This window comes from Thermanaerothrix solaris (genome assembly GCF_032334255.1).
Lineage (GTDB): Bacteria > Chloroflexota > Anaerolineae > Anaerolineales > Anaerolineaceae > Thermanaerothrix > Thermanaerothrix solaris.
Map to the genome: position 1 here is coordinate 1,142,190 of NZ_JAUHMF010000001.1, position 26,404 is coordinate 1,168,593.

At 51.9% G+C, this 26,404-nt stretch carries 30 protein-coding genes; 25 read left to right on the forward strand and 5 right to left on the reverse strand.

Going from position 1 to position 26,404, the window contains the following annotated elements; all coding sequences use genetic code 11:
- Nucleotide 1: 1 nt before the first annotated feature.
- The 3 genes from QYE77_RS05150 to QYE77_RS05160 are packed head-to-tail and all read right to left on the reverse strand — an operon-like array spanning nt 2 to nt 5,737.
- A complete protein-coding gene (locus QYE77_RS05150) occupies nt 2–2,095 on the reverse strand; it encodes an ATP-binding protein (RefSeq protein WP_315624308.1) in 2,094 nt (697 codons plus the stop codon).
- 4 nt (nt 2,096–2,099) lie between these two features.
- Nucleotides 2,100–2,906 (reverse strand): response regulator transcription factor, encoded by an 807-nt coding sequence (locus QYE77_RS05155; RefSeq protein WP_315624309.1) that lies wholly within the window; start codon nt 2,904–2,906, stop codon nt 2,100–2,102.
- A gap of 20 nt (nt 2,907–2,926) precedes the next feature.
- Complete coding sequence (locus QYE77_RS05160; protein WP_315624310.1) at nt 2,927–5,737, reverse strand: PAS domain S-box protein; 2,811 nt, start codon at nt 5,735–5,737, stop codon at nt 2,927–2,929.
- A 260-nt stretch (nt 5,738–5,997) separates the two neighbouring features.
- Here QYE77_RS05160 and QYE77_RS05165 point away from each other — a divergent pair, with 260 nt between their 5' ends.
- The 25 genes from QYE77_RS05165 (at nt 5,998) to csrA (ending at nt 24,676) form a co-directional block, all read left to right on the forward strand.
- Nucleotides 5,998–6,210, forward strand: a complete 213-nt coding sequence (locus QYE77_RS05165; protein ID WP_315624311.1) for a flagellar FlbD family protein — start codon at nt 5,998–6,000, stop codon at nt 6,208–6,210.
- A gap of 3 nt (nt 6,211–6,213) precedes the next feature.
- Nucleotides 6,214–7,038 carry a motility protein A gene (locus tag QYE77_RS05170; RefSeq protein ID WP_315624312.1) on the forward strand — a complete coding sequence of 275 codons (825 nt, stop codon included), beginning with the start codon at nt 6,214–6,216 and terminating at the stop codon, nt 7,036–7,038.
- The gene (locus QYE77_RS05175) at nt 7,035–7,823 is read left to right on the forward strand and encodes an OmpA family protein (protein ID WP_315624313.1); all 789 of its coding nucleotides are present in this window, start codon (nt 7,035–7,037) and stop codon (nt 7,821–7,823) included. The genes QYE77_RS05170 and QYE77_RS05175 overlap by 4 nt, the downstream gene beginning before the upstream one ends.
- A 9-nt stretch (nt 7,824–7,832) precedes the next feature.
- Nucleotides 7,833–8,438 carry a flagellar basal body-associated FliL family protein gene (locus tag QYE77_RS05180; RefSeq protein ID WP_315624314.1) on the forward strand — a complete coding sequence of 202 codons (606 nt, stop codon included), beginning with the start codon at nt 7,833–7,835 and terminating at the stop codon, nt 8,436–8,438.
- Between the two features lie 10 nt (nt 8,439–8,448).
- Nucleotides 8,449–9,477, forward strand: coding sequence for a flagellar motor switch protein FliM (gene fliM / locus QYE77_RS05185; RefSeq protein ID WP_315624315.1), 1,029 nt, complete (start codon nt 8,449–8,451; stop codon nt 9,475–9,477).
- Between the two features lie 32 nt (nt 9,478–9,509).
- Nucleotides 9,510–9,899 carry a flagellar motor switch protein FliN gene (gene fliN / locus QYE77_RS05190; RefSeq protein WP_315624316.1) on the forward strand — a complete coding sequence of 130 codons (390 nt, stop codon included), beginning with the start codon at nt 9,510–9,512 and terminating at the stop codon, nt 9,897–9,899.
- 2 nt (nt 9,900–9,901) lie between these two features.
- The gene (locus QYE77_RS05195) at nt 9,902–10,426 is read left to right on the forward strand and encodes a FliO/MopB family protein (protein WP_315624317.1); all 525 of its coding nucleotides are present in this window, start codon (nt 9,902–9,904) and stop codon (nt 10,424–10,426) included.
- Complete coding sequence (gene fliP / locus QYE77_RS05200) at nt 10,423–11,178, forward strand: flagellar type III secretion system pore protein FliP (protein WP_315624318.1); 756 nt, start codon at nt 10,423–10,425, stop codon at nt 11,176–11,178. Before QYE77_RS05195 ends, fliP begins: the two co-directional genes overlap by 4 nt.
- 20 nt (nt 11,179–11,198) lie before the next feature.
- Entirely contained in the window at nt 11,199–11,468 is a 270-nt protein-coding gene (gene fliQ / locus QYE77_RS05205) for a flagellar biosynthesis protein FliQ (protein ID WP_315624319.1), read from the forward strand.
- A 12-nt stretch (nt 11,469–11,480) separates the two neighbouring features.
- Nucleotides 11,481–12,323 (forward strand): HDOD domain-containing protein, encoded by an 843-nt coding sequence (locus QYE77_RS05210; protein ID WP_315624320.1) that lies wholly within the window; start codon nt 11,481–11,483, stop codon nt 12,321–12,323.
- Nucleotides 12,324–12,328: 5 nt separating this feature from the next.
- Nucleotides 12,329–12,733, forward strand: a complete 405-nt coding sequence (locus tag QYE77_RS05215; protein WP_315624321.1) for a response regulator — start codon at nt 12,329–12,331, stop codon at nt 12,731–12,733.
- A gap of 139 nt (nt 12,734–12,872) precedes the next feature.
- Nucleotides 12,873–13,637, forward strand: a complete 765-nt coding sequence (locus QYE77_RS05220; RefSeq protein ID WP_315624322.1) for a flagellar biosynthetic protein FliR — start codon at nt 12,873–12,875, stop codon at nt 13,635–13,637.
- A gap of 7 nt (nt 13,638–13,644) precedes the next feature.
- Nucleotides 13,645–14,715: a flagellar biosynthesis protein FlhB gene (flhB, locus tag QYE77_RS05225; RefSeq protein ID WP_315624323.1), complete on the forward strand. Its 1,071-nt coding sequence runs from the start codon at nt 13,645–13,647 to the stop codon at nt 14,713–14,715.
- Between the two features lie 22 nt (nt 14,716–14,737).
- Nucleotides 14,738–16,810 (forward strand): flagellar biosynthesis protein FlhA, encoded by a 2,073-nt coding sequence (gene flhA / locus QYE77_RS05230; RefSeq protein ID WP_315624324.1) that lies wholly within the window; start codon nt 14,738–14,740, stop codon nt 16,808–16,810.
- A gap of 18 nt (nt 16,811–16,828) precedes the next feature.
- Nucleotides 16,829–17,992: a flagellar biosynthesis protein FlhF gene (locus tag QYE77_RS05235; RefSeq protein ID WP_315624325.1), complete on the forward strand. Its 1,164-nt coding sequence runs from the start codon at nt 16,829–16,831 to the stop codon at nt 17,990–17,992.
- The gene (locus tag QYE77_RS05240) at nt 17,989–18,342 is read left to right on the forward strand and encodes a hypothetical protein (protein WP_315624326.1); all 354 of its coding nucleotides are present in this window, start codon (nt 17,989–17,991) and stop codon (nt 18,340–18,342) included. Before QYE77_RS05235 ends, QYE77_RS05240 begins: the two co-directional genes overlap by 4 nt.
- A gap of 10 nt (nt 18,343–18,352) precedes the next feature.
- Complete coding sequence (locus tag QYE77_RS05245) at nt 18,353–19,171, forward strand: sigma-70 family RNA polymerase sigma factor (RefSeq protein WP_315624327.1); 819 nt, start codon at nt 18,353–18,355, stop codon at nt 19,169–19,171.
- 21 nt (nt 19,172–19,192) lie between these two features.
- Nucleotides 19,193–19,591 (forward strand): hypothetical protein, encoded by a 399-nt coding sequence (locus QYE77_RS05250; RefSeq protein WP_315624328.1) that lies wholly within the window; start codon nt 19,193–19,195, stop codon nt 19,589–19,591.
- Nucleotides 19,592–19,596: 5 nt separating this feature from the next.
- Entirely contained in the window at nt 19,597–20,367 is a 771-nt protein-coding gene (locus QYE77_RS05255; RefSeq protein WP_315624329.1) for a flagellar hook-basal body protein, read from the forward strand.
- 16 nt (nt 20,368–20,383) lie between these two features.
- Nucleotides 20,384–21,121 (forward strand): flagellar hook-basal body protein, encoded by a 738-nt coding sequence (locus QYE77_RS05260; protein WP_315624330.1) that lies wholly within the window; start codon nt 20,384–20,386, stop codon nt 21,119–21,121.
- Nucleotides 21,122–21,190: 69 nt separating this feature from the next.
- Complete coding sequence (gene flgM, locus QYE77_RS05265) at nt 21,191–21,481, forward strand: flagellar biosynthesis anti-sigma factor FlgM (protein WP_315624331.1); 291 nt, start codon at nt 21,191–21,193, stop codon at nt 21,479–21,481.
- Nucleotides 21,482–21,523: 42 nt separating this feature from the next.
- Nucleotides 21,524–22,048, forward strand: a complete 525-nt coding sequence (locus QYE77_RS05270; RefSeq protein WP_315624332.1) for a flagellar protein FlgN — start codon at nt 21,524–21,526, stop codon at nt 22,046–22,048.
- Nucleotides 22,049–22,057: 9 nt separating this feature from the next.
- Nucleotides 22,058–23,446 carry a flagellar hook-associated protein FlgK gene (gene flgK / locus QYE77_RS05275; RefSeq protein WP_315624333.1) on the forward strand — a complete coding sequence of 463 codons (1,389 nt, stop codon included), beginning with the start codon at nt 22,058–22,060 and terminating at the stop codon, nt 23,444–23,446.
- A gap of 21 nt (nt 23,447–23,467) precedes the next feature.
- On the forward strand, nt 23,468–24,352 hold the full coding sequence (locus QYE77_RS05280; RefSeq protein ID WP_315624334.1) for a flagellin N-terminal helical domain-containing protein: 885 nt from the start codon (nt 23,468–23,470) through the stop codon (nt 24,350–24,352).
- A gap of 27 nt (nt 24,353–24,379) precedes the next feature.
- Nucleotides 24,380–24,676 (forward strand): carbon storage regulator CsrA, encoded by a 297-nt coding sequence (csrA, locus tag QYE77_RS05285; protein ID WP_315624335.1) that lies wholly within the window; start codon nt 24,380–24,382, stop codon nt 24,674–24,676.
- A 27-nt stretch (nt 24,677–24,703) separates the two neighbouring features.
- Here csrA and QYE77_RS05290 read toward each other — a convergent pair whose 3' ends face one another.
- A complete protein-coding gene (locus QYE77_RS05290; RefSeq protein WP_315624336.1) occupies nt 24,704–25,036 on the reverse strand; it encodes an EscU/YscU/HrcU family type III secretion system export apparatus switch protein in 333 nt (110 codons plus the stop codon).
- Nucleotides 25,037–25,040: 4 nt separating this feature from the next.
- The gene (locus QYE77_RS05295) at nt 25,041–26,402 is read right to left on the reverse strand and encodes a hypothetical protein (protein ID WP_315624337.1); all 1,362 of its coding nucleotides are present in this window, start codon (nt 26,400–26,402) and stop codon (nt 25,041–25,043) included.
- Nucleotides 26,403–26,404 lie beyond the last annotated feature (2 nt).

Here is a 26,404-nt window from a genome sequence, read left to right on the forward strand (position 1 = left end):
TTTAATTCGCGAATTTTTGGGGTAGACTCACAACAAATTCGGTCCCTTCTCCGGGTTGACTTTCAACATGAATACTCCCCCCATGCTGACGCACAATTTGATAGCACAGCGATAACCCTAACCCTGTACCTTTGCCCGGGCCTTTAGTTGTAAAGAAAGGCTCAAAAATATGAGGCAAATGCTCGGGGTTAATACCATATCCATTATCGCGGATGCTCACGTAGAGGGTTTCATCATCCTGCCAGGAACGAATCACCAATCGCCCTTCTCCCTGCGGCATAGCATCCATAGCGTTGAGAAGAAGATTGAGCCATACGCTTTCCAGGTTCTCGGCACTGCCGAAAATCTCGGGCAAGTTTTCCGCCAAGTTTATTTCGACCTGTACGCCGCGCGAAACAATCTCGTGATTAAGTAACGCCAGTGCCTTTTCTAAAGACTGGTTGATGGAGATCCACGTCATTTCACCGTTATCCTTGCGCGCAAATGACAACAAGTTCTGCACCACCCTCACTGCACGCGTTGAAGCAATTTCAATCAACCTTAAGGATTCCTCAATACCCTCATCCTCGCTGTGTAAATCGCGCCGCAATAGTTGGGCATTGGCCAGAATGGCTGCCAGAGGGTTATTAATTTCGTGTGCCACTCCGGCCGCTAACTGTCCAACTGCAGCCAGTTTTTCGGACTGAATAACCCGTGATTCCATACGGCGGCGTTCAGTCACATCGTTCTCATACACAATGACCTGCAACGTTTGCCCATCTTCCCCTTGAATGGGGTACGTGGTGATCTCCCATTCCCGTAACGAACCATCATCGGCTTGCTCGCTTAGTGAACGTGTCTGAGCTTGAGCGCTTAAAAATGTATCCATTACTTTACACCCCGCACAAGGCTGCGACCGTCCAAAAAGCGCTACAAAACAGGCTTTACCCACCACCTGACTGGGATGCACACCAAGACGTGAAACGCGGCTCTTGTTTACAGCCATCAGAGTATATTGGCGATCCACAATGTAGATGCTATTAGGCAGACTATCAAACAAAGCGCGTAACGTATTGCGGGAATTAATCAACTGCCAGCGGCTAACTTCCAGGTTAGCATTGATCACTCGGAGAGAATTGATTAATCGGGTATTATGAATCGCGTATGCCCATGCCCCAGCCAGCACGCTTAACCACCGCTTCTCCTCATCTGAAACCATCCGCCCCGGCAAATGAGTGACGACGATGAGACCTTGAACCCGTTGATCGGCAATGGCTGGGAAAACAATCATGGCGGAATCCCCGTCGTCAAGTTCTCCATCGCACTGGGGATCATAACGGGCATCTTCAGAAACGCGAGGGATAAAAAGAGGAACTTTGAGTCGCGCACTTTCGGCCACCAACCCTCGTTCCAATCTTAAAGAGGTTACAGAACGCCACTCCCCTACGCGTCCCATGGTTTTACGCAAAGCCAAATCGCTTCCTGTATCCTCGAACACATAAAGGACCACCTGATGAGCCCCTAATAACTCATTCACGGCCTGGGCAAGTAGGGTCTCTACGGTTTCCAAATCGTGAAACGCCGAATGTGCCGCATTGATCGCGGTCAAGGCCTTTTGCAATCCCCTTCGCCCCCCGGACAGCCCGGTCCAAGTGCGCTCAACGGCAATGCGCCGACCCAAGGTTCGCCCCAGCCAGGCCAAGGTTTCATCTCCTGTTTCCGCCGAAGGTTCCCCTGCCAGCAACAGCACCCCTTGAATTCCTAGGGGTGACGTCAACGGCAAGGCGACCCCTACTTCCAGATCCGTTCGCCCAATGACTAATCGCTCTTCTGAAAGAATTTGCCGAACAAGGGCATTCAATTTCTCACGCACCAAAGGCTGGGACCAAGAATAAGGGGGATCCAGAGCCAAGTGGAGATAACATTGGTCTTCTTGGGGGGTTTGGACAATTACCTCACCGCCTTTAAAGCCCGCCGTGGTGCATAAATACTCAAGTGCCGACCGCAACGCTTGGACCAAGTTCGCCTGCATCCACAGCCGATCATTGAGTTGCTCGGCAAGATCTAACCCGATCAAAAGTGAGGACGAGGATGAAGGATTGGATTGGAGACTCATGAGCTTAGGCAGTTTCTTCTTTGCGAATCGTATAGCCGTAACCCGGCACAGTCTCAATAAAGGCTGGATTCTTAGGATCGCGTTCGATCCGCTCACGTAGATTTTTGATATGCACACGCACTAAATCAGGACTCCCTGCATCTGAAGGGTAGTCCCACACTTCATCCAGCAAACGCTGGGGCGAGAAAATCTCTCCCGGATGAGTCATCAGATGATAGAGTAAGTCATATTGAACCGGTGTAAGGCGAATGCGACCCGCGTGTGGTGTAATCACCTCAAAGGTCTGCGTATCCAACGTATACCCGCGTAGCGAAATCAATCGCGATGATTCGGCAGGTTTCTCTTCACTGCGCTTGCTCTGGAAAATGCCCGGTATCAACTGCCCTAAGGGGAACGAACGACCGGAGGTCTCCTCGCCACCACTCTTAGCACGATAACGAGTACGTTTGAGTATCGCCCGCACACGCAGAATTAGTTCGTCCAGGTTAAAGGGTTTACCTAAATAATCATCTGCTCCGGCGCGAAAACCAGCAATGCGATCCTCATCCTTTACCTTTGCGGTAAGGAAGAGAATCGGTACATCGGCCAGTAGCGGATCATTGCGCATCTCTTTGCACACAGCATACCCATCCATGCCTGGCATAATCACATCCAAAATTACCAGGTCGGGCACATGCCGTCGCGCCGCTTTCAGCCCTTCTATGCCGCTGTTTGCCACAGTCACACGGAATTCCTCACCGCGCAAACAACGTTCAATTGTACGGGCTACAATGGTATCGTCTTCAATCACTAAAATGTTGGCTGGTTCCATACCCCTCTCACCTCACAAAATTAATTTGGACTCACACCGGGAAAACTCACTCGAAAGCAAGTTTGATTGATGTGGCTGTTTACCTCGATCATCCCCTGATTTTGACGCACCAGTTCACGACATAGGGTTAACTCGATACCCGTCCCACGCCCCTCGCTGGAGGAAACAACCCGCGGCTCAAATATTGTGGCTAATTCATCTTCTGGAATGACCAGACCATTGTCCGTCACCTCGACCACGACCTGACCATCCTCACACCGCGACGTCAGAGCGAGATAAGGATGTTTGGGTTTACCCAATGCAATGCCATCCAGGGCTAGCAGAAGCAAATTAAGCCACAGATCAACCAATTGGCTGGCATTGCCCCACACCTTGGGAGGTGGCTCTTGTTGTAAAACCAGCGCAGGACGTAGTGCCATCTCACTTAAAGGATCGCTTAATAGGTCTAAAGCCTGATAAATTGTCTGATTGATATCCACCAGAGTATGGGGTTCAGATGCCCGAGTGGAAAAACCGAGTAACTTTTGCACCACTTGCTGTGCCCGCCAACCGGCCTTCTCGATTGCCTCCGCCGATTCGCGGATTAAGGGCTGACTCCCGTGTCGATGCAATAGCAATTGGGCTTCAGCAATGATGGCGGTCAGGGGATTATTGATCAGATGCGCAACACTGGCTGCCAACAACCCAATGGAAGCGAGACGATTGGCTTCAGCCAGTTGCACTCGCGCTGATTCCACCTGTGCTTCCAGCCGCTTCCGTTCTGTTACATCTCGCCCGATGGACTGAATCTCAAGGATGAACTGCTGGCCGGGATCAAAAATGGCTCGACTGGTCCATTCAATCCAAATTTCGCGCTCGTTTGGCTCCCGCAAACGAGTTTCATAGGTACTAACCGGATTCGTTGTGGTCAATTTGGCAATACCTTCTTCTAAAACGCCCCGATCAGTGGGGTACACCAAATTGAAAATAGAATCGCCCGATAATTCATCCCGTTCACGCCCAAGATAACGACAAAATGTTTCATTGACAAAGGTCAACATTCCCTGAGGATTGAAACGGCAAATCAACTCAGTTTGGTGATCTTCCACAATGGCGCGGTAGCGGGCTTCACTTTCGCTTAGGGCCCGATTAAAGTCGGCTTGCACCATTGCGTTGGTGAGTGTGCGCCCCACCTCGCGCATTACGGGCAAATAATCATCGAAGGACACAGTTACATCCGAAAGGCTTTCACACCCCAAAACCCCATATATTCGCTGATTGTGCATAAGCGGCAAGATTAAAACAACTTTAGCGCCGTCGGGCTGAAGATTCAAATATTCTCGCCGTAGTGTTTCGTTCTCATCATCCAATGCCGTCCAACTCAAATTTCGCCCTGTTCCTAACGCCTTCCACAGGGTTGAGATATCCCCTAAGGCAACTTGAGAGTTTAGGCGGTGAGAAGCCCACCGAAGGACCGCTTGGCTTTCCCAATAAGTGTATAAGGTAAGGTGTTCTTCTCCGGTGGGAAGGACGTAAATAAACACACGGTCTGCACGGATCATCTCGCCCAACAAGCGTAAACCTTCACTAATCTCGCTTTTTAGATTGATTTGATTGATATGGATCAGGCGTGATGAGATATCCGCCAGCAAACGCTCACTTTTGATACGTCGCTTAAGATCTTCTTCCGCCTGCCGGCGGGCAGAAATATCCTGTGCGGCGCCAAGAATTTGAACTGGTTTCCCTTCCGCATTACGCTGAAAAATCGTCTCACGGGTGTAAACCCACCGCCAGCCCTTGCGACTATCCTGCACCCGGAATTCCGTTTCTAGCACTTCGCCATCCCGTGCCTGCATAAGCGTCTCTCGGAACTGATGCAGCAGGTCAGCATCTTCCGGGTGTACCAAACCTGCAAACAGGTCCCCTTCTTTGCCGAACCAGGCACCGGCCGGCACCCCTAGCACATCCGTCAAGCGATGATTAACATAGACAAGGCGATTCTCGTTCAAATCATAAAGATAGAGCATGCTTGGTGATGTATCCAGGATACGCGCGATAAAATGCTGGCTGTGGCGCAACATCTCGCGTTCCTGGTGGCGACGGGTTACATCCCGTGAGACATCCATGAAACCCAGCAATCGCGCTTCCGGTGAATATTGACGTAGCGGCATAATGCGCGAACTGATCCACAAATGTTGCCCATGACGATTTACACAGGCTCGCTCCACTTCCAAGCCCGCCGTATCCTCAATACTGGGCATGCGAATAGGGGGATCAAATAGGTTGAAATAACACTCGGATGCAGGTTGTCCCAATCGCTCGACCGCTTTCCAACCGAATAATTTCTCTGCCGCAAAATTCCAGTAGGTGATCTTACCTTCTAAATCCCACACTACAACCGCATCACGAATATTATCAAGTAAGAGCGCCTGATAACGCGCCTCTTCCATTGAACGTTCAGCCAGGGTCTGCAATTCAAACATCCGTATTGCGCGCTGAATCAACCCCGGCAGACTTGATAAATAATCACCCCCCTTGACCAAATAGTCGCTGGCGCCCTCTTGAATAGCGCGGACAGCTACACGTTCATCTCCTTCCCCGGTAATCATAATCACTGGGAGACGAATCCCGCGCTGTTTTATTTGGGATAGCACCTCTAAACCGTTGGTTTCCCTTAACTTATAGTCGAGTAAGACTAAATCATACGCCGAGTGATCAAGATAGTCCCAAAAGGCCTCAACCTCGGTTACCACATCCACCTGATAGTGACTGACCAGTTCGAGATAGGCCTTAATCATCTCCCCCTGTGCAGGATCATCATCAAGCACAATCAGGCGGTAATTTTGCACCACATTGCCTCCACAGGCTCTTCAACATAAAGGGGGTATTTCATCAATCTGATGCAGATTATAAGCTGCCCAAGCGCCTCTGGAATTAACACTATCCTTACAAAATTTGACCTTCACCTTGCACCCGAACTTTAAGCCGTTTTTTAGGGAAGGTTAACCTCGCCTTCACGGCCAATTTACGGCTCTTCAACTTCAGGTGTGCTAAAAAGAAAACGCGCGGGAAATTAGCGCTGGAACGATTGGTAAATCCAATGAGGTTAACTGTGATCTGTCTGACCCATTTTAAAGGCAATTCTTTTTATCTCAATGCGGAATTGATCAAAAGCGTGGAAGCTACCCCAGATACAGTAATAACGCTGGTGGATGAATCAAAAATTGTCGTGCGCGAATCACCCGCAGAGGTCGCCCGCCGCGTGATCGAATACCGGCACGCCGTTCTGACCGGGCGTTACGAACCATCTTCCGCAGGAGCATAGTTTATGGATCTGGCAACCATTGTCGGCTTCATTGCTGGTGTGGTCATTCTGATCACAGTTCTAATCCTGGATGGCGGCTCGCCGGTGGAGCTCATTGCCCATCCCGCCCCGATTTTACTTATTGTCGGGGGCTCACTGGCCGCCACTACCATTTCCTCACCCCTCAAGGAAGTACTCAAACTCCCCAAACTCATCATGCTCGCCGTTACCCAAAATCGGTTTGAGCCGCTTGAGGTGATTGACCTGATTACCCGTATGGCCGATAAGGCCCGTCGCGAAGGGTTATTGGCATTAGAAGATGAAGCCAAGAAGATCAAAGAGCCTTTTCTTCAAAAAGGCATCATGATGGTGGTAGATGGAGTTGATCCCCATCAGGTGCGTGAGATTCTAGAGAGCAGTATCCACCATATGGAAAACCGTCACCGGCGCGGGGCGGGGCTCTTTGCCGCTGCAGGCGGCTTCTCCCCCACGTTCGGTATTATCGGTACGGTTATGGGGCTAATTAGCGTACTCAAACAACTTGATGATCCTAATCAGTTAGCCCGTTCAATTGCCTCGGCTTTCCTCGCCACCCTGTGGGGCTTACTGATGGCCAACCTGATCTATTTGCCAATCGCGTCAAAACTTAAGTCGCGAAGCGAGGAAGAGGTGCAGTACCGCTATATGATCATGGAAGGCATCCTGGCCATCCAAGCCGGTGAAAACCCGCGCATCGTCCGTGAGAAACTCATGGCCTTCCTCCCGCCCAAGTTTGCAGTGAGCGCAGAAAAACAACCTCAGACCGCTGGGGGATCTTCAGAATCCAAGAAAGCGAGGGCTGAAGCATGAGTCACGGTGGTGGTGAGGGTGATGGCGGCAGCGAGCGCTGGCTGGTCAGTTACGCTGATTTCATCACCCTGCTGATGGTGCTGTTTGTGGTCTTGTACTCAATGGGCCAGATTGATGTCGAAAAATACAAACAACTGGCCGAAAGTTTGCGCGCCGCTTTCTCCCTGGGTGGAGCGGTACGAGTCATTGATCCTACTATCAATCAGGGCGGGGGTACTAATCCAGATGGCTCACCTAATCCCATCATTGTCCCTGGCATCCCCCAAAAACCACCTGAGTCCCAAGAAGTGGCCGGACAACTGACCCAACTCCTAGCCCAATACAACATGGGACGCGAAGTAAGTGTCCAAAATAATATCGAGGGGGTGCTGATCTCGCTCAGCCAACAACTTCTCTTCACCCCTGGCACAGCCGAACTTCAGCCGACTGCCTATCCCGTTTTAGATGTGATCGCTCAAATGCTTAAGCCTATTGACAATAATGTTCGCGTGGTGGGCCATACGGATAATAGCCCACCTTCAGATCCGCGGTATGCGACCAACTGGGAACTCTCGGTAGCGCGGGCAATGGTAATTGCCAATTATCTGATCAATGCCGGAATTGACCCTCGGCGCATCACAGTTGCCGGACGTGGCGAATATCAACCCATTTTTCCTAATGACACCCCAGAACATCGCGCCCTTAATAGCCGTGCCGAAATCATCATTATCTATAAGGTTGAATCAAATGTAATCACACCTCTCCTGGGATCTGAATCGGGAATAAGTCCCTCGTTGGGCAATTAAGGAGTGACTATGGCTAAGGTAACCAGTATTTTGAGCATCGTTTTGAAAATGGTGGTGGTATTGACCTTATTGACGGGAAACCTGCTTAGTCTGGCTGTCGCTTATATCGTCTTCGCGCCGGATGATCTACCCAAACCCTTTTATCTCAGTTACACCTATCCGGGCCAAACTCATAGTAACGGAGATCCCATCGCCAGCGAGGTCCCTACCCTACCCTTACCCACGCCAACACCCCAGATCCTACCCGGGCAAGGGGTCATGATTGACACCGGCGCCAAGATTATCAACTTAGCCGATCCTTCGGGCCGGCGCTACATTCGCATCAACGTCGTGCTGGAATTCCGCCCCGAAGTAGCCCCCGAAGCCCAAAGCACCAAAACCAAAGGGGAAGGCCAGGCTACTGATCCCAATCAGAGTCTAAAGGACGACATAAACCAGAAACTACCCCTCATCAACGATGTCATTATCACATTAATCTCAACCAAGACCTTTGACATGCTTTACACCGCCGAGGGCAAGGAACAACTGCGCCAGGATATCATGAATGGAATCAATGCCCGCATCCCTGAACATCAAGTCATTGCCGTTTACTTCTCCGAATTCGTTGTTGAGTGAGGGTTAAACCATGCTTACCCAGGCTGAAATTGACGCCTTGCTCAGCGGAGCCATAGAACTGGAAAAATCCGGCGACGGTGGGAGCATTAACCTCGCCGAATTGATGGGAGAGACACCAGCGGCTCCACGCGAGAAAACCGAAAAGGGGCGCAATATCAGCACCTATAACTTCTGGTCACCCGACCGCTTCTCTAAAGAGCAAATGCGGGCGGTTGAACTGGTGCACGAAGATCTAGCCGAGCGCCTGGCAACCTCACTGCCGACCATTCTTCGCACAAACCTTAAACCACGCCTGGTGCATACCGAACAGGGGCGCTTTCACGATTTTCTCAAAGATATGCCCCCCAACAGTCTGTACCACATGATCATCCTGGCCCCCTTGCCCGGGCGAATCGTGCTTACTTTTAGCCCCAATATTGATCGGATCATGCTGGAGCAGTTGTTGGGTGGAAAACTTTCCAATCTGAATCGCAAGGACCGCCCTCTAACCGACATTGATCAGTCCCTTTTGCGTGATCTGGTCGAAAACATGCTTAATGACATTAAAGCGGCTTGGAGCAAAGTGGTCTCAATCGAGCCCACGTTGGAAGATAGCACCATCAACCAGCATTGGGTGCAGATGTTCATGGGCAACGAACGCGTCATGTGCCTTACGTTCGAAATGACGATCCAAAACACCACCGGCACCATGAGCATCTACATTCCCTTCAGCACCCTCAAACCGATCGCCAACGATCTTAACCCTCACGTTTGGATTTCTGGACGCAAAGAGAAACAGATTGACCCGGTTGCCCGTCAAATTGCCCTGGAGAATCTGCATAAGGTTTACCTGCCGGTTAACGTCTGGTTAGGGAGTTGCCAGATGCGCCTGCATGATGTCCTTAACCTCCAGGTAGGGGATGTCATCGTCTTGGACACCAGCATTTACCAAGACCTGACAGTTCAAATTGCTCACAAGGACAAGTTTTACGGACAAATCGGTAAAGTTGGCAAATATCTCGCCGTGAAAATCACTGGAAAGATTAACGATCCGGCATAAGCCCACTATCTTTTGAGCCAGAGGAACCCAAAATGGAAGAAAACCTGTCTAATCCGACGCCCGAACGAAAATCTGAAGAGCGCCCTCAAGAGGCCCCCTCATCCTTTGAGCGCCCTACTCCTCCAGTGCCACCTGTCCCAACTAAAAGTATCGGAACATCCGATAACAAAGCCAGTTTAGACATGCTCTATGATATCCTGCTGCGAGTCACCGTGGAACTTGGGCGAACGCAAATGTCACTCCGCCAAGTTCTAGACCTGCAAAACGGTTCCGTGGTTGAATTGGATCGCCTGGCCGGGGATTTGGTGGATATCTACGTCAACGACCGTCTGTTCGCTCGCGGTGAAGTCGTGGTTGTGGATGACAAATTCGGCGTGCGCATCAGCGAATTGATCTCGCAAAAGCGAGATAAAGAGAGCTAGCCATGAATAAGGGCGTTCTAATCAGCAACCGCTGGCTGACTCTGCTTCGAAAGCGGTCGTCCTGGCCATGGCTGGGAGCAGGGTTGCTCTTCATCGTTGGCCTTACACTGGGGAATGAACACTTTTCAGCCCAAGATAGCACAGCCTATTTGTTGGGCCGCACTTTAATGGCATTGACCCTAACATTAGGAATGCTCTATCTTAGCCTGCAAGCCTTGAAGCGCTGGAAGGGATGGATGCCCCGCTCCACCACCCGCCAAATTGTGCTGCGTGAAACGCTTTCGTTAGGATCACGCCGAGCATTGCACCTCATCCAGGTAGGAGATCAGCAATTCCTGATCGCAGCCACCGACCATCAGGTGACACTCATCAGCGCTTTCCCTCCCGTATCTCCAACCGCATCGGCTTCCTCTGATGAGTCACTCCCTCTTTCATTTGCCGAATTGCTTGTTCAACGCACAACATCCTCTTCCTTCAATGCACCAGCCCAGGGTGTAAATGCTCAAATTGGCGAGGCTTGGCAATGAAAAGGCGTAGTCTCATTATCCTATTCGTATTGGGCGCAACGGTTTTGCTCAGCGGTTGTGTTGGGGATTCTCAATTTAGCGCGCCCGGGGTTACACTGACGTTGGAGCCGGCAACGTCCCCCCAACAAATGAGTTCAGGGGTGCAACTCCTGGTGCTACTTACTGTCCTAAGCCTGGCCCCTTCCATTTTGATACTAGCCACATCGTTCACCCGGATAGTGATTGTTCTCTCGATGCTTCGCAATGCCATCGGCACACCCACCATTCCTCCCAATCAGGTTGTTATTGGGTTGTCGTTGGTACTAACCTTTTTCATTATGAACCCGGTCTATAACCAAATTGATCAACAGGCCATTCAACCCTATCTCAAACAAGAAATTGACCAAAAAACGGCCTTCCAACGCGGCATGGAGCCGCTTCGGGAGTTTATGTTCAAGCAAACTCGCGAAAAGGATCTCCAACTCTTCCTGGAAATCAACGGAAGCCCGCAACCCAATTCATTGGAAGAAATTCCTACCGCAGTACTTCTGCCCGCATTCGTCATTAGTGAATTGCGCACTGCGTTCACCATGGGGTTTGTGCTTTATATTCCCTTCTTGGTGATAGACATGGTGGTTTCCAGCATTCTGCTTTCCATGGGAATGATGATGCTTCCGCCTTCACTGGTTTCGCTGCCATTCAAACTGTTGCTTTTCGTGATGGTGGATGGATGGTATCTTATCACCCGTTCCCTAACCTTGAGTTTTATGTAAATCTGGGGAGGATGCCTTTCATGAGCGAAACTTACGTGCTCTCTTTGGCTCAAAATGCCCTGATGGTCGCGTTGATGGTAGCTGGACCAGTACTGATTATTAGTTTAGTTATCGGCAGTCTGGTGAGTTTAGTCCAGGCGGCCACACAGATCAACGAGGTGACCTTAACGTTTATCCCCAAAATAATTGGCATTGCCCTGGTATTCCTCCTCCTAGGCGCCTGGATGCTCCAGCAGTTAGTTCAATTTACCGTCAATCTCTTTCAAACCCTGCCTAATCTTGTCCATTAAGCGCCTTCGACTATGCGCGCAACTCGGCTCACCCAATTGCTTCAAGCCATTGACCGCCTTCGCCCTCTGCCGGGCAATGTGACTCGAATTCTGCGCGCATTGGAAGAACCCGACACCACAGCCTCCCTGTTAGCCGAATTGATCGGATTAGATCAAGCCCTGGCCTCGCAGGTACTGCATATGGCCAACGCCGCCTCGCTCGGTTATGCACCGGAGTGCACCACCCTGCACCAAGCTATTATGCGCCTGGGCTTTAAGCGCATTAAAACCCTGGTCATGGGCGCGGCGGTATCCAACCAACTTAACCGCGGCCTGCCGGGGTACCGCCTTGGACCGGGTCAGTTATGGAATCATGCAGTAGCCTCCGCCACAATCGCGCAATGGCTGGCCCAACGGTTCAATTATCCCAATCCCGAGGAAGCCTATATCGGGGGGTTGCTCCATGACATTGGCAAGTTGCTTTTAGATCAGTACTTGCTTTTGGATTACCAAGCCTTTCTCGAATTGATGCACACCAAGAAGACGTTACTCTGGCAGGCCGAGGAAACCGTGATTGGCCTCAATCACGCTCAGGTCGGTGGTATGATGGCCGAAAAGTGGTCGTTTCCCACGGTGCTGGTCGAGGCAATTCGTTATCATCACGCCCCCTCGCTCTCGTTCGAACATCCACACCTTGCTGCCATCGTCAACCTGGCCAGCGCAATTGCCACCCGTGACACCATCGGCATCACCGATCCGTATGGCGATATCCCACATCCCGAGGCTCTGGCAATTCTTCATGTGAATAGCGCTGATTATGAACGCCTGCGCGATCAAGCCTATCGTTATCTGGTCAACCAGCCTCAATCCTCATAGGTAAGATGAACGGTACAGGACTATCTTCTTCTTTGCCTGTGATTATCTTGGCTGAACGGGATGCCCTCGCCCGCGACATGTTGAGCACTGCGCTCCAGCGGCTTAACGTAACGGTGATCACTGTAGCCGACGGAGAGGATGCATATACGACATGCCTTCAGCATCCACCTCGCCTGTTGATTACCGATATCTGGCTTCCCCGTCTTAACGGTCTTGACCTGATTCGTCGCTTGAAAGAAAATCGGGTTTTACATCCCCGCCAAGTGATCATTATCTCAGCCCTGGGTTTTCCCGAGGTTGTGGCTGAAGCCGCCGCGCTGGGGGTGCAGGATTTTCTCGTCAAACCGGTGAATACTGACCAGTTTTTGGAACGCATCCGGCGGCATTTGGGGGAAGATAACATTCTATAGTTGCTTATTAACGCCCACCCACATCCGATTCTTTAGCCCCCTGCACCGATTTTACGGAAACTTTATCCCTGCTTCATCCTACCTTTACTGCATCTCAATTATGACCGGGGTATTCTCAACCTTAGAGGCAGACCTGGTTATGGTATTGATTTCAATCGCCCAAGCTCAGTTCTTCTTCCTGGCACTCACCCGCGTTTTAGCAGTGCTCTCGCGCCTACCTGTGCTGGGTGGACAGGTCATTCCAACCTCGGTGCGCATCAGCCTGGGTATCTTGCTCACCCTCTTACTCTCGCCTTGGCAGTCAATAACGCCGGAAACCCCTGCACTAACACTCTTACCCTTTGCCTTTGCCGTCTTGCGCGAACTGATTATCGGCCTCACCGCAGGGCTGGCACTGGATTTGACCTTCGGCGCGTTACAAACCGCAGGCGAATTGATCGGTTTAGGCAGCGGTTTCGCCGCGGGCCGTTATTTGAACCCCCTCATGGGTGACTCGGGGTCGGTTTTAGATCAATTCTTCGTAATGCTGACTATGCTCATTTTCCTGGTGATTAATGGACACCACAGGGTGTTAACTGCCCTTGCTCAGATGTTTGAGGTACTGCCTCTAAACGCCAGCCTGAACGCTTTACCGTTGGACGAAATCCTACACACCACGTCCTTGCTTATTCTGAACGGCATCCAAATCGCCTTGCCTGTCTTCGGCGCCCTTCTCCTGGCTGATCTTGGCCTAGGATTGCTGGCTCGCACCGCCCCTCAGATACAGGTCTTCTTCTTGGGGCTTCCGCTCAAAGTTGGTGCCGGCCTGCTGGTGCTGGCAATGAGCCTGGCTTACACTCTACCCGGCCTGATTGCTCTTCTGGAACAAATAGGGCCGCGCATGCTAAGCCTGCTTGGAGGGTAACCCAGGAATGAGTGAACGCACCGAGCAACCCACTCCCAAAAGAATCCGCGAAGCCCGTCTGGAGGGTAATGTTGCCCGCAGTCCTGAATTAAGTGCAGCCATCGTCTTGCTGGCCGGGCTTGTCCTCCTTCACGGACCGGCCCGTCAGTTAGCAAATGGCCTCGGGGAGTGGATCAAGGCCTTACTCGTTGAATTTCCTCAAAATACCCCCAACATGAACTCATTGGTCACTCTCTCTCTGGTCAGTCATGCGGGATTGTGGCTTCCCTGGTTGGGATTAACCTTGGGCGGCATCCTTGCGGCTGCGGTCACAGTGAACTTAGCCCAAACCGGTTTTCTGTGGTCCAGTAAACGCTTGGGTTTTCACCTGGATCGCCTGGATCCCATCAAAGGGTTTAAACGTCTTTTCTCGCTCCATAGCCTGCTCGAATTGGCCAAGGCTCTCATTAAGTTGCTCCTGATCGGGGGTGTAGGCTTTGCGTACATACGTCCGCGGCTTCCCATTCTCTTGGGTTTAAATCAAAACGATGCTGTCGGTGGTTTGTCGCTCTGGCTGGAAATTGCCTTCGGTCTTGCCTTTCAAATCGCTATTCTTTACCTCGTCTTGGCTGTCCTTGATTACAGTTACCAGCGCTGGAATTACCTACGGTCGCTGCGCATGACCCGTGAAGAACTAAAAGAGGAATTAAAACAAACCGAGGGTGATCCCCTGTTACGCAGTCGTATTCGCTCCTATCAGCAACGCTTGGCCCGCACGCGCATGATGGCCAATGTCCCTAAAGCCACCGTTGTGATTACCAACCCCACCCACGTCGCAGTTGCATTGGCTTATGAACCGGCGACCATGCGCGCCCCCAAAGTTATCGCCAAGGGGGTTAACCTCCTGGCTCAACGCATCAAAGAAATAGCACGTGCTAATCAAGTTGCAATCGTAGAGAATCCCCCCCTGGCACGGCTGATTTATCAGTCGGTGGATTTAGATCAAGAAATCCCCCCCGAACTCTATACCGCGGTTGCCGAGGTACTGGCGTATGTCTATCGCCTAAATGGAAGTTTCTCCCGAGCCGTAACGACCTGAATCTCATTTGGGGAACGACGATATGACGACCGACACCCGTCCACTTCCTGCCCTAAAAATCTCTAATCTCCTCGGTTCAAGCGACTATGCCTTAGCCGTGGGAGTCGTCATTATTGTCTTATTGCTGCTTCTCCCTTTGCCACCCGTAGTCGTAGATATCCTGTTGGCAGCAAATCTTGCCCTTTCGGTGGGAATCTTGCTTCTTACACTCTATATCGGTCAACCGATGGACTTTTCGGTGTTTCCAACCCTGTTATTGCTGGTTACGCTGTTTCGGTTAGGGATTAACATCGCCATCAGCCGCCTTATCCTTGTCCAGGGCAACGCCGGAAAGATGGTCGAAACCTTCGGTAATTTGATTTTGGGCAATAACTACGTTGTCGGGGTTGTCATATTCCTGATGCTCATGATCATCCAATTTGTGGTGATCAACAATGGCGCCGGGCGCGTTGCCGAGGTGGCGGCCCGCTTTACCCTGGACGCGATGCCGGGCAAACAACTCGCCATAGATGCCGATCTCAATGCTGGTTTGATTGACGAAGAGGAAGCCCGCCGTCGTCGCCACCTGATCGAACTCGAAGCCGATTTCTACGGTTCAATGGATGGCGCTAGCAAGTTTGTCAAGGGCGATTCCATCGCCGCATTGATCATTATGGTAGTCAACATCCTGGGCGGCTTTGCCATCGGTGTCCTCCAGCGCGGTCTTCCCCTCATGGATGCTCTTCAATCCTACACCTTGCTTACGATCGGGGCTGGCCTGGCGATTCAAGTGCCTGCGCTGCTCATTTCTGCTGCATCAGGTTTGGTGGTTACCCGCAATGCCTCAGAACGCTCCCTCGGGCATGAGATATTAGGGCAGTTTTCCAACCAAAATGCCCTGGTCGCTGGTGCGGCCATGATGGGGTTGATGGCACTCATTCCTGGATTTCCTAAGTTACCGTTCTTGTTCCTGGCTGCCGGGTTAGGGGCGGCAGCCTATTGGGTTCACCAAAGACAACAAAAGGCCGCAGTCACGGTTCTTGAAGAAACCACTGCAACGAAAACCGAAGCCGAAAGCCCTACGGATATGCTTGAAGTGGTTGTTGTAGATCCGGTGGAACTAGAAATCGGTTATGGGTTGATTCCTCTGATTGATGAAGCCGCTCCCGATAACCTGTTGCGCCGCATCACCACGCTACGTCGTCAATTGGCTACTGAACTTGGGCTTATCCTTCCTATCGTGCGCATTCGCGATAACCTGCGTCTCCCACCCCAAGCCTACCGCGTTAAAATCCGCGGGCAAGAGGTGGCGCGTGGCGAATTACTGCTAGATCACATGCTGGCCATTCCTACCTCTGCCAGTAGCGAGAATCTGAAAGGCATTCCAACAACCGAACCGGCTTTTGGGTTGCCCGCGGTTTGGATCAAAGAGGCTGAAAGCGGCCGAGCGGAATTATTGGGCTATACCGTAGTGACACCTCTCTCGGTGCTGAGTACTCACCTCGCCGAACTGTTCCGGCAGCACGCCCCAGAATTACTGGATCGCCAAATGGTACAAGAGATGATCAACCATCTCAAGGCCCGCTCACCGGCAGCGGTAGAGGGTGTCGTGCCAGAACTGATCAGTCTGGGTGAGTTACAGGCAGTGTTGCGCAACTTGCTCAGCGAGCGTGTGCCCATCCGCAATCTTGCCGGCATCCTGGAAGTGATTGCGACCCACATCAACACCACCCGCGATCCCGACATCCTGGCTGAGGCTATCCGCCAATCTATGGCTGGGGCCATCTCCAGTCCCTATCGTGATGAAAACAATTGCCTCCACGTGTTCACACTTTCACCTCAATTAGAGACAACACTACGAGAGGCTTTAGCCAATTCCGGTAATGGACTAAATCTTCAAATTGATGCCGCCCTTGCCCAGCGCATTTTGAAGGGTACTGCCGAGCAAATGGAAAAACTGGCTCAAGCCGGTCATTATCCCATCTTGCTCTGCCCGCGTGAGTTGCGGTTAGCCTTTCGCCGCTTGGTTCACCCGGTTTTACCGAATCTGATCGTTCTGGCTTTCTCTGAAGTCAGTCCCGGCACTCGTGTGCAATCTCATGGCATGGTGGAGTAAGGAACAATGAGCACACCGATGACCAAGACATTTCGGGGACACGATATGCTGAGCGCCTTGCGCCAGGTGCAACAAGAATTTGGCGCCGACGCCATCGTGGTCTCCTTACGGGAGGTCCCTGGTGGAGCACCCTGGAAGATTTGGCGCAAACCGATGTACGAGGTTATTGCCATGAGAAATCCCTCCGCCTCGAATGAAGCGGAAAGAACACATACCGCAAGCTTCCCCTCTCAAGAACGAAGCAGAAATCCCCTATCCGATATAAATAACACCCATCCCAATTCCTCCTCCCCTAAAAGCGAGCCCGCCAACCCTCTTGATATTTTGCTCCGCATCAGCCGGGAGTCCTCCGTTCAATCATCTGCGGGCACGCTTATAGAAGATGAAATATTACCTGGCGCTCTTTCCAAGATGCACCACCACTTGAAACAGCAAGGGGTTGACGAGACAATCATTCAGTGGACACTAAACGCAGCGCGCTTAGGTCTTCCTCCCGAGGCTCTGGAAGACGAAGCCAAAGTACGCTTTTTCATTCAGCGCCACCTCGAAGGTGGAATACGGACTTCACCTCCGCCCATAGAACAACTCCAGGGCGTGTTAATTATCACTGGGCTCAGCGGAAGTGGGAAGACCAGCCTGTGCGCGCGCCTGGGGGCTTATGCCGTGCGTGTCTTGCAGCGCCGTGTCGTCTGGCTCACACTGGATACTGTGCGCACCGCCGCTTTGAATGAAGCACGCACCTTTGCGGACTTACTCGGCATTCCACTTCTGGTTGCCTATACCCCAGATGAATTCCGCTATCATCTCCAAACGGTCTCAAGTGATTATGATCTGATTTTGGTGGATACACCGGCGCTTAACCCCCATAGCGAAGAAGCCTTACTTGGACTGGCCTCATTTTTGAGCGAGGCTCCAAAACGCAAACTCTATCTGACGCTACCGGCTACGGTGAAAGAGGACGACCTATCGCACTTGATCAATGCGCTAAGTCCGTTTCGCATTCAGGGGTTGGTGTTCACCAAGTTGGATGAAACACTCACGCTCGGCAGTCTCTATAACCTCGCCTGGAAAACTCAGATTCCTATCGCATTTTTCATGCAGGGGCGGCGGGTGCTGGATGATTTGCATCCCGCCGTTGCCAGCCGGCTCGTCAAGTCCATGCTCGGTGAGGTGCATCTATGAGCCCTAAGAAGACTGTACGCGAGGTCACACCTCCGAAGGCGCCCTTATCTCATGCTTCACAGCGTCCTACATCCCAGACGATTCCGCCGGTTTTAGAACTTTCGCTCAGTTTAGGGTGGCTCTGGGCCAGTCTTAGTGGGGTCGGTGTCTTGCTTATTTCACTGCTAAACCATGCTCCCTGGTGGCTGAGTCTGCTCCGGGCCATAGGGGTCATGCTCATTCTAGGTTTCCTGGTTTGGTATCTATCGGACACCCTCATTCGAGGCTTGTTGGAGAGCCGGGTAGCCGCTCACAATGGGGCTCTTGCTTCTCCCGAACCTCCCCAAAGCACGCACGATCTTAGCGCCTGAGTGATAGGCTATGGACACGTCAGAGAGCCAACACCTGCTCAATGAATTTTTGAGAACCCGTGATCCGTCTTTGCGTGAAACGTTGATCTTGCATCATGTTTCACTGGTCCATTTCACGCTGGGACGAATGGGTATCTTCGCCGATATGGGAGCGGACTATGAGGATCTGGTCAGTCAAGGACTACTGGGATTAATTGATGCAGTAGATCGTTACTCTCCCCAACACGGCGCACAATTTAGCACGTATGCCATTTTCCGTATTCGGGGGAAGATTTTGGATTACCTGCGTAGCCAAGATTGGCTGAGCCGCGTTGGACGACAGCGCGCACGGATGGTTCAGCAAGCCATTTCCGAATTATGGGGTAAACTACAGCGTCCTCCTACCGAAGAGGAATTGGCGGAACATCTCAACTTGACTATACCCCAAGTGCAGCAGGCTTTGGTAGACTCCAGCCGTCTCGTCCTCTCCCTGGATAGCCCGATCGAAGATGAGGGCGAAAACGATCTGCATTCCCTTTATGAGATTCTGACCGACGAAGAGCAACCCTCACCCATTGAAAAATTAGATGAAGAAGAACTGCACACATGCCTTGTCGAGGCTCTGAAGCAACTACCAACCCGGGAACAACAGATCCTCGCCTTGTACTACTACGAGGGTCTCACGTTAAAAGAAATTGGCCACATCCTCGGCATTTCCGAGTCACGTGTGTGTCAAATTCATGCCCGGGCTATTTTTAGCCTGCGCGCTGCCCTCTCTACAGCGGGATATCTTGCCACCTCTACCCTTCCTCAAGAGGCCAGAGTTTCCCCACCGCCCTCTCAAGCGTGAACCAAATGTGAGGGAAAAACCATGAAGGTTAGCGAGAACCTCCTGTTAGATACCTACCATCTCCTTCAACTCGCCCGTGAAACGGCTTTAGCCCAGGGCAATGCCGAGCGGGCAGAGCGACTCTCCCCGGTTGTCAACGAACTACGTAACCTGGTCATCCAGAACCGGGAGCCGCCTTCCGCACAACCAACCGGCATCATGAGCGGGCAGGATTTTCAGACCTTGCTTTCTATTACTTCCCGCTCGTCGTCGCTCCCCGTTCAGGGTAGCCCTAACCAGGAACGATATCAGGCCGTGCTAGCCATGGCAGCCGCAAACATGAATGAAACCGATATCGCGCGTCATTTAGGCATGACACTCGAAGAAGTGCGCACACTACTGCAAATCGCCCAACCGCGTTCCACTCATTCGATGGAGTAGACCCTATGATCAAAGGTTTTTACGCTGCAGTTTCCGCAATGGTCGTGGGTGCAACCCGCCAAGAGACACTCGCTCACAACCTTGCTAACCTGGATACCCCAGGGTTCAAGCAGATTCTCAACACCATGGATGAGTTTACCCACACCTCCGTCCTCTTTTCGCCCGGTAATGTCACCCACTCACCCGTTCTGCGCCCCGTGGGCAACCTGGGGTTAGGTGTAGAACTCAATCCCGAGGCGACCAACTTTTCTGCCGGTGCCCTCAAAATAACAGGCAACAAACTTGACTTCGCTATTCAGGGAGAAGGATTCTTTCGTCTGCTAACCCCGGATGGGGAACGTTATACCCGGGACGGTCGCTTTCTTGTAGATGCTCAAGGCAACTTGGTCAATATCAACGGCTTTAAGGTTCTTGATCAGAATGGACAGGCGATCATCCTACCTGAAGGCGCAACACCTGAGGTCAGCACCGATGGCACCCTCCGGGTAGAGGGGCAAGTCGTGGCCCAAATTGGGCTGGCGCTTTTCGATGATCCTGAGAACCAATTGGGACGGGATCAATTCAACACCTTTCGCGCCTTGGGGGCACCTTCCAATAACCCCGAAATCCCTCGCGGGCTCATCCATCAGGGCGCCTTAGAGATGTCAAATGTCAATCCCTCACAACTGATGGCCCAAATGGTCATGATTGCGCGGTCTTATGAGGCTGCACAGCAAATGGCACAACTACAGGATGAATTATTGGGTCAAGCCATTCGAACCTTGGGACGGATCTAATTGAAGGAGGAAAGACATGGCTTCACTATATCACGTGTTACATATTTCGCGTCAGGATATGCTGGCTCGTTTAGACGATTTGGATCTCACCAGCAATAACCTGGCCAACGTAAACACCATCGGTTACAAGCGGTCTCGGGCGAACTTCCAGGAACTATTTGAGGATGCCACCAAAAGTGGTACCTGGATTGCAGCAACGCAACTCTTTGTCACCCAGGGGGCCCTCAAGCAAACTGGGCGAGCCCTCGATCTAGCCATTCAGGGCGAAGGTTTCTTTGCCGTGCGCCTGCCCGATGGTCGGACCGGTTACACACGGGATGGGCAATTCAATTTGGACGCACAGGGACAATTGGTTACTGCTGCGGGCTATCCCTTGATATGGGAAGGACAAATCCCAACCGATGCCACAGACATCGAAATTGATCGCGACGGCATCGTGAGGGTTCAGCAAGGACAAACCTGGCGTGCGGTGGGTCGAATTGGATTAAGTCGTTTCTCAAACCCGAGCGCCTTACAGGAATTCGGCAACAATATCTGGTTGGAAACGCCCGCCTCTGGGCCAGCTCAAAACGGATCAGCCGGTAACGGGCGCTGGGGCCAAATCGTCGCACGTGCATTAGAACAATCTAATGTCAATCTTGCTGAAGAAATTGCCCATCTCATCTCGTTGCAACGCAATTTTCAAATGTCGGTGCGGGCATTCCAGCAGACTGACCAGATGATCAACCAGGCGATTCACTTACGCCGTGCCTAAAGATTTATCCCTTTCATCCGATACTAGTTGTAAGGTCAGAGTTTCCTAAGCGCATTAAGGAGAGGGCACATGAAAATCGAGAACGGTTCAATTCACTCGTTGGCATCCTCAAGACCCCAAGGCGCTTCTCCTGTTGATCGCACCTCACACAGCGGAGAAAACGCCCCCACTTCAAACACTAAGGATCGGGCTGAGCTCTCGGAACAAGCGCGCATACTGGCAAAAGCGCGCCATGCCTTGAACGAAAGCCCGGAGGTTCGGAACGAACGCATAGAGCAGTTACGCCAGCAGATTGAAGGAGGAACATACAATATCCCTCTTGAAGCCCTGGCTAACCATCTATTGAAACTGCTTAAATAAGCGCCAAAAACCACCTCGACTCTGGATGCTGCGAGTGAATTCATGGACACAAATCCCCAATTCCAGGCCACACTTGAATCGCTTGAGCAGGTCATGGTGCGTCAGTTTAACCTGCTTCAGGAATTGCTAAGCCTGACCCGTGCTGAACGCGATGCCCTCTATCGTAATGATACAACCCTCTTAATGCCCCTGGTTGAACGCAAAGAAGCCTTGCTGGATCAAATCGTGTTACTTGAAGACCAACGACGCATGGAAACCGAACGCTTAAGTCGGCATCTTCAGGCCGGGATTGGCGAAGCGCTTTCGTTACATCAACTCTTACCACATATCCCCTCACCGCGCTCCGAACGCATTCAGCGATTGAGCGAAGGAATCCTGTCACTTGCTAACCAGGTGCGTCAGACCAATGAACATAACGCCTTGCTGGTTACTAATGCCATCGAATGGGTAAGCGCCACCCAAGCCTTTATCCTGGGTCTGTACACCCAACCGGATGGTTATTCACCAACAGGCCAACGTTCAACTTCTGTCCCTCTTGTTAATAGTGATGTTGAACGAACTGTATAGAGGCTTCCCATGTCGACCCTTTTCTCGAATTTGAGCATTGCTCTCAGTGCCCTGCTCAGCCACCAGCGGGCCATTGAGGTTATTGAGCATAACGTAGCCAACGCCAACACCCCTGGCTACCGCCGCCAGGAAGCCGTGCTCAGCGCCGCCACGCCCACCAGCCCCAACCTCTTCAAATTCGGTGGCGGGAGTGGTCAGGTGGGTAGCGGTGTGCAAGTGGATATGATCCGTCGTTACAGTTTGGATTTTTTTGATCGGCGCTACCGTAGCGAAGTCGCACGATCCAAAACCTGGGAAACACGCAGTGAAATTCTCAAACAAGCCGAAATCGCCCTGGGAGAAACTTCAGAGAACAGCCTTTTGACCCAATTAGATGCTTTTTGGAGCGGATGGTTACGCCTAAGCAGTGATCCTACCAATACTGCCTTGCGCGCCGATTTGCTGGAATCCACCCGCAACCTGGCCGAAGCCTTCCAACGTCGCATTAACCGTTTAGAGACTCTTCGGGCTGACCAGGAAACCGCGCTCCAGCAAAAGGTGGATGAAATTAACACTTTAGCATCGCGCTTAGCCAAACTTAATCAAGAAATTACCCGCATCTATTCGGTGGGCGACCAACCCAACGACTTATTAGATGAGCGCGACCGCGTCTTAGATCGCTTGGCTGAATTAAGTGGTGCCATTTCCTATCGCCGTGAGAATGGCGAGGTGACCGTATCCATCGGTGGGCATGTACTCGTCTTTGGACCCACCCCTTACCGTCTCACCCTGGATCCAACGACAAAGACGCCCGTCTGGGAAGACGGTCAACCCTACAACGCCACAGATGGAGAAATCCAGGGCATCCTCTCAGCGCGCGATGGCGATATTCAGGCTTTGATCTCAGGTTTAAACGCCTTAGCCACAGATTTAATTGACTTTGTTAATACCATTCACGCCAATGCCTACGGCCTGGATAATCAAACCGGACGTCCTCTCTTTATCGGCCAGGACGCACGTACGATTGCGCTCAACCCTGCCATAAGCAGCCCGATCATGATTGCAGCTGCCAGTCGCCCAGATGCCCCGGGGGATAACTCCGCCGCCCTGGAAATTGCGCAAGGCTACGCCTTATTACGCATGAGTAACAACAGCGCCACTTACACCCAGTTCTACACCACACAAATCGCCAGTCTAGGCGCTGCGGTTCAAGCCGCGCAGTCACGTTCCAAGGATTATGCCACCGTAGCCAACGCACTAAATACCCAACGCGAATCCATTTCAGGGGTTTCGCTCGATGAGGAAGCAGCCAATTTAGTACGTTTCCAGCGCGCTTTTCAAGCCGCGGCCCGATTGATGAACGTTGCCGATGAGATGCTGGATCGGATCATTAACGGATTAGGACATGCAGGGCGCTGATTTGAATAAGGGAGGAGGTCTATGCGGATCACTCAAAACATGATGACCCAAAACGCTATTCGCCACCTTGAAATTAACCGTGAGCGCATAGCGGATTTTCAGATGCAAATCGCTTCTGGAAAACAATATCAGGTCGTTTCTGATAACCCCGGCCTAGCAACTCAAGCCATGTTGCTGCGCTCACAAACCGGTATGGTTCAGACCTACCTGGATATTGCGCAAGCCGCTGATGATTGGTTTTCGGCCAATGAACTCGCTCTATCTCAACTGGTCAACCTGGGTAGCCGCGCCCTAACCCTCGGCTACAATGGCGTTTCAGATACTCAAGGTGAACAAGAACGCCGCACATTTGCCGATGAGGTTGACTCACTGATTCGGCAAGCCATAGATTTGGGCAATTCCAGCCATAAAGACAACTATTTATTTAGTGGTCATCGCATTCTTACACGTCCCTTCACCTTGCTTGATCCCAATACGGTCATCTATAACGGTGATCAAGAACAAATTCAGGTCAAGACCTCCCCCGACACGAGCACCACGCTGAATATCAACGGCGACGTTTTAAAGCCGTTCTTCGAGGCTTTGATCGAACTCCGGAATGCTCTACAGAGCGAACCGTTTGATCGAGCTCGACTGATCAACGCTATTGGTGACCTTACAACCCAACTCGAAACCTTAAAAACGGCCCGCTCTGCCAACGGCGCCCGCCAGCGCCAGATTCGGGCGCAAATTGATTTCCTAGGCCAAGCCCAAGCTGAACTCAAAGCATTGCTTTCTCAGAAAGAAGATGTTAATATTGCAGAAGCGATCAGCATGCTGCGCAGTCAGGAAACCACCTACCAGGCTACTCTTGAGGTCACTCGGCGCGCCATCTCGGTAACCAGCCTGTTTGATCTGCTACGCTGATCGGAATTTCACTTTTCGAGAAAGCCAATGCTTGTCCTGACCCGTAAAACAGATGAGAGCGTGGTGATCGGCGAAAACATCGTGATCACCATTCTAAGTATTGAAGGGGACAAGGTCAAAATCGGCATTGAAGCCCCGCGCGAAATACCCATCCTGCGTAAGGAATTACACGACGCTATTCGCGAACAGGAGCAACTGGCCAGCGAATTGGCCAAATCGCCCTCACCCCAAACCATTGAGGCTTTGCGTCGTCTGTTGGTAGAGTTAGACGCTATTGAGGATACCTCTTCTTCCGATTCCGCCACGACTTCGGAAAAGACTTAAACGGCTTTCCCTTTTGAACCAAAACCACTAATCACCCGATTCAAGGCGTGGGGGCAAATAGCCTCGCAGCCGATAGACGTAAGCCAAAACCTCCGCCACAACGGCATATAGTTCCACCGGGATCATGGCGCCAATATCCACCGAAGCCAGGGCTTCTACTAAGGCTTGATCTTCAACCACTGGTATTTGATTTTCTTGGGCTACGGCGATAATTTTCTCCGCCACCACCCCCCTGCCGGCAGCCAGCACCCGCGGCGCCGCTTCTTGCTCAGGATCATAGCCCAGCGCAACAGCCGCAGTTTGGCCTGATGCTTTCCTCACCTGGCCTTTTTCATCTAGCCAAATCCGATAAACAGACATTCTGTTAAGCCTCCACTTCGAATGGTGCCCCTGAGTGAAACGGGAAAGCCATCAGAAAAGATGAAGAATCCATGGTATGGGGTAGAGAGAACAAACGCACTTCAGCCCGCTGCAGGGAATACCCCAAGGCTTCTAATTGCTTGTGCAAAGTCGGCAATTCCGCCTCCGCCCCTGCCACCAGATCCGATGATGAGACCTCAACCATTGCACCCACGGCTTGCCGCGCAATTGAAAGATCTACCCGTACCCCAACTGACGGGGTTAGCATAACCTCTAGAATCAAGCGGGTATAAGCCGGATCAACAACCCGCCCCTGATCCGTCTCGCGCATCGCCACCCGCAAATGCGCCATTTGCCATTCGGTTTGCCTTTCTCCCGATGGTAAGAAAACAAGCGGAAATGAAAACGCCACCCATCCACTTCCATCATGGGCGAGATGCGAGGAAGCATTAAGCAAATGTTCATAGCGTACCTGGGTGATCAGACGATCTAAAACGTCACGCAGATCGGAGGGTAATGCCTCACCGGCCACCCTTTGAAAGCGCATTAACCATCCAACCAGACTATCGTCTAAGGCTTGGTTTAACTCTGACAATGATCTTTGCACAACCTGACCGAGCACATGTTCTAACGAGCGACCAAACCAGCGCGCCCAGTCTGCCAGAAATTGCACCCGATTAAGCCTATCCTCTCCCCAACTCGTCACCTGGAAGCCATCCAATCGGCTCAGCAAATGGAGAGCCATGGAACGAGTTGCCTCATCCAGATCTCCTCGGCTCAGCCATTGCTGCAACCCTTGACGCAGGGCAGCCCATAAACCCATCGCTGGCGGCACCTCATCGCTCACAAAAGGCAAGACAGAAGCAGATAACGGGGCGCCCCAAACCAACAAATCCAAAATGCGCTCCAAGCGTTGTCCCGAGACCCCTTGAGAACGCAAATGGATCAAGAATTGAAGTACCTCCGGTGTTACCGAAATTCCGCGTGCCAGTAACAGACGCACAACCTCTTGGTTTATGGGCGTAGCCGGCAATCCGGCCCCCTCTAATAATGCAAAAACGGCATTAGGCTGCTGAGTTATTACCTCGGGCAGCCCATCCCCGCTCCCTAAATGCTGAATGAACACTGTATTCGGCGTAACATCACGCACGATAAACTGCGCCTGACGCTGATTCATCAGAGCCAGGCTCTGTTCCGGAGAGACCAAGCGTGCCACCACCCGCACCCCTTGCACCGCAAGCACAACCGTTTGCCCCGATACTTGGAGCACCTCAGCATTGAAACGCTGGTTCAAGCGCAACATTAAACCGGTATTTTCATCCGGACGGGGCAAAGGGGAAGTGGGAAAGGGACCGCTAACGTTCATCT

Excerpts from the sequence above, each read along its gene's own strand:
- flgM (WP_315624331.1), top strand. The coding sequence starts at position 21,191 with ATGAAAATCGAGAACGGTTCAATTCACTCGTTGGCATCCTCAAGACCC.
- QYE77_RS05245 (WP_315624327.1), top strand. The coding sequence starts at position 18,353 with ATGGACACGTCAGAGAGCCAACACCTGCTCAATGAATTTTTGAGAACC.
- QYE77_RS05150 (WP_315624308.1), bottom strand. The coding sequence starts at position 2,095 with ATGAGTCTCCAATCCAATCCTTCATCCTCGTCCTCACTTTTGATCGGG.
- QYE77_RS05195 (WP_315624317.1), top strand. The coding sequence starts at position 9,902 with ATGAATAAGGGCGTTCTAATCAGCAACCGCTGGCTGACTCTGCTTCGA.
- flhB (WP_315624323.1), top strand. The coding sequence starts at position 13,645 with ATGAGTGAACGCACCGAGCAACCCACTCCCAAAAGAATCCGCGAAGCC.
- QYE77_RS05235 (WP_315624325.1), top strand. The coding sequence starts at position 16,829 with ATGACCAAGACATTTCGGGGACACGATATGCTGAGCGCCTTGCGCCAG.
- QYE77_RS05170 (WP_315624312.1), top strand. The coding sequence starts at position 6,214 with ATGGATCTGGCAACCATTGTCGGCTTCATTGCTGGTGTGGTCATTCTG.
- QYE77_RS05270 (WP_315624332.1), top strand. The coding sequence starts at position 21,524 with ATGGACACAAATCCCCAATTCCAGGCCACACTTGAATCGCTTGAGCAG.
- QYE77_RS05260 (WP_315624330.1), top strand. The coding sequence starts at position 20,384 with ATGGCTTCACTATATCACGTGTTACATATTTCGCGTCAGGATATGCTG.
- flgK (WP_315624333.1), top strand. The coding sequence starts at position 22,058 with ATGTCGACCCTTTTCTCGAATTTGAGCATTGCTCTCAGTGCCCTGCTC.
- fliN (WP_315624316.1), top strand. The coding sequence starts at position 9,510 with ATGGAAGAAAACCTGTCTAATCCGACGCCCGAACGAAAATCTGAAGAG.
- QYE77_RS05255 (WP_315624329.1), top strand. The coding sequence starts at position 19,597 with ATGATCAAAGGTTTTTACGCTGCAGTTTCCGCAATGGTCGTGGGTGCA.
- QYE77_RS05280 (WP_315624334.1), top strand. The coding sequence starts at position 23,468 with ATGCGGATCACTCAAAACATGATGACCCAAAACGCTATTCGCCACCTT.
- fliP (WP_315624318.1), top strand. The coding sequence starts at position 10,423 with ATGAAAAGGCGTAGTCTCATTATCCTATTCGTATTGGGCGCAACGGTT.
- QYE77_RS05210 (WP_315624320.1), top strand. The coding sequence starts at position 11,481 with ATGCGCGCAACTCGGCTCACCCAATTGCTTCAAGCCATTGACCGCCTT.
- flhA (WP_315624324.1), top strand. The coding sequence starts at position 14,738 with ATGACGACCGACACCCGTCCACTTCCTGCCCTAAAAATCTCTAATCTC.
- QYE77_RS05240 (WP_315624326.1), top strand. The coding sequence starts at position 17,989 with ATGAGCCCTAAGAAGACTGTACGCGAGGTCACACCTCCGAAGGCGCCC.
- QYE77_RS05295 (WP_315624337.1), bottom strand. The coding sequence starts at position 26,402 with ATGAACGTTAGCGGTCCCTTTCCCACTTCCCCTTTGCCCCGTCCGGAT.
- QYE77_RS05215 (WP_315624321.1), top strand. The coding sequence starts at position 12,329 with ATGAACGGTACAGGACTATCTTCTTCTTTGCCTGTGATTATCTTGGCT.
- fliM (WP_315624315.1), top strand. The coding sequence starts at position 8,449 with ATGCTTACCCAGGCTGAAATTGACGCCTTGCTCAGCGGAGCCATAGAA.
- QYE77_RS05290 (WP_315624336.1), bottom strand. The coding sequence starts at position 25,036 with ATGTCTGTTTATCGGATTTGGCTAGATGAAAAAGGCCAGGTGAGGAAA.
- QYE77_RS05250 (WP_315624328.1), top strand. The coding sequence starts at position 19,193 with ATGAAGGTTAGCGAGAACCTCCTGTTAGATACCTACCATCTCCTTCAA.
- csrA (WP_315624335.1), top strand. The coding sequence starts at position 24,380 with ATGCTTGTCCTGACCCGTAAAACAGATGAGAGCGTGGTGATCGGCGAA.
- fliQ (WP_315624319.1), top strand. The coding sequence starts at position 11,199 with ATGAGCGAAACTTACGTGCTCTCTTTGGCTCAAAATGCCCTGATGGTC.
- QYE77_RS05180 (WP_315624314.1), top strand. The coding sequence starts at position 7,833 with ATGGCTAAGGTAACCAGTATTTTGAGCATCGTTTTGAAAATGGTGGTG.
- QYE77_RS05175 (WP_315624313.1), top strand. The coding sequence starts at position 7,035 with ATGAGTCACGGTGGTGGTGAGGGTGATGGCGGCAGCGAGCGCTGGCTG.
- QYE77_RS05220 (WP_315624322.1), top strand. The coding sequence starts at position 12,873 with ATGGTATTGATTTCAATCGCCCAAGCTCAGTTCTTCTTCCTGGCACTC.
- QYE77_RS05155 (WP_315624309.1), bottom strand. The coding sequence starts at position 2,906 with ATGGAACCAGCCAACATTTTAGTGATTGAAGACGATACCATTGTAGCC.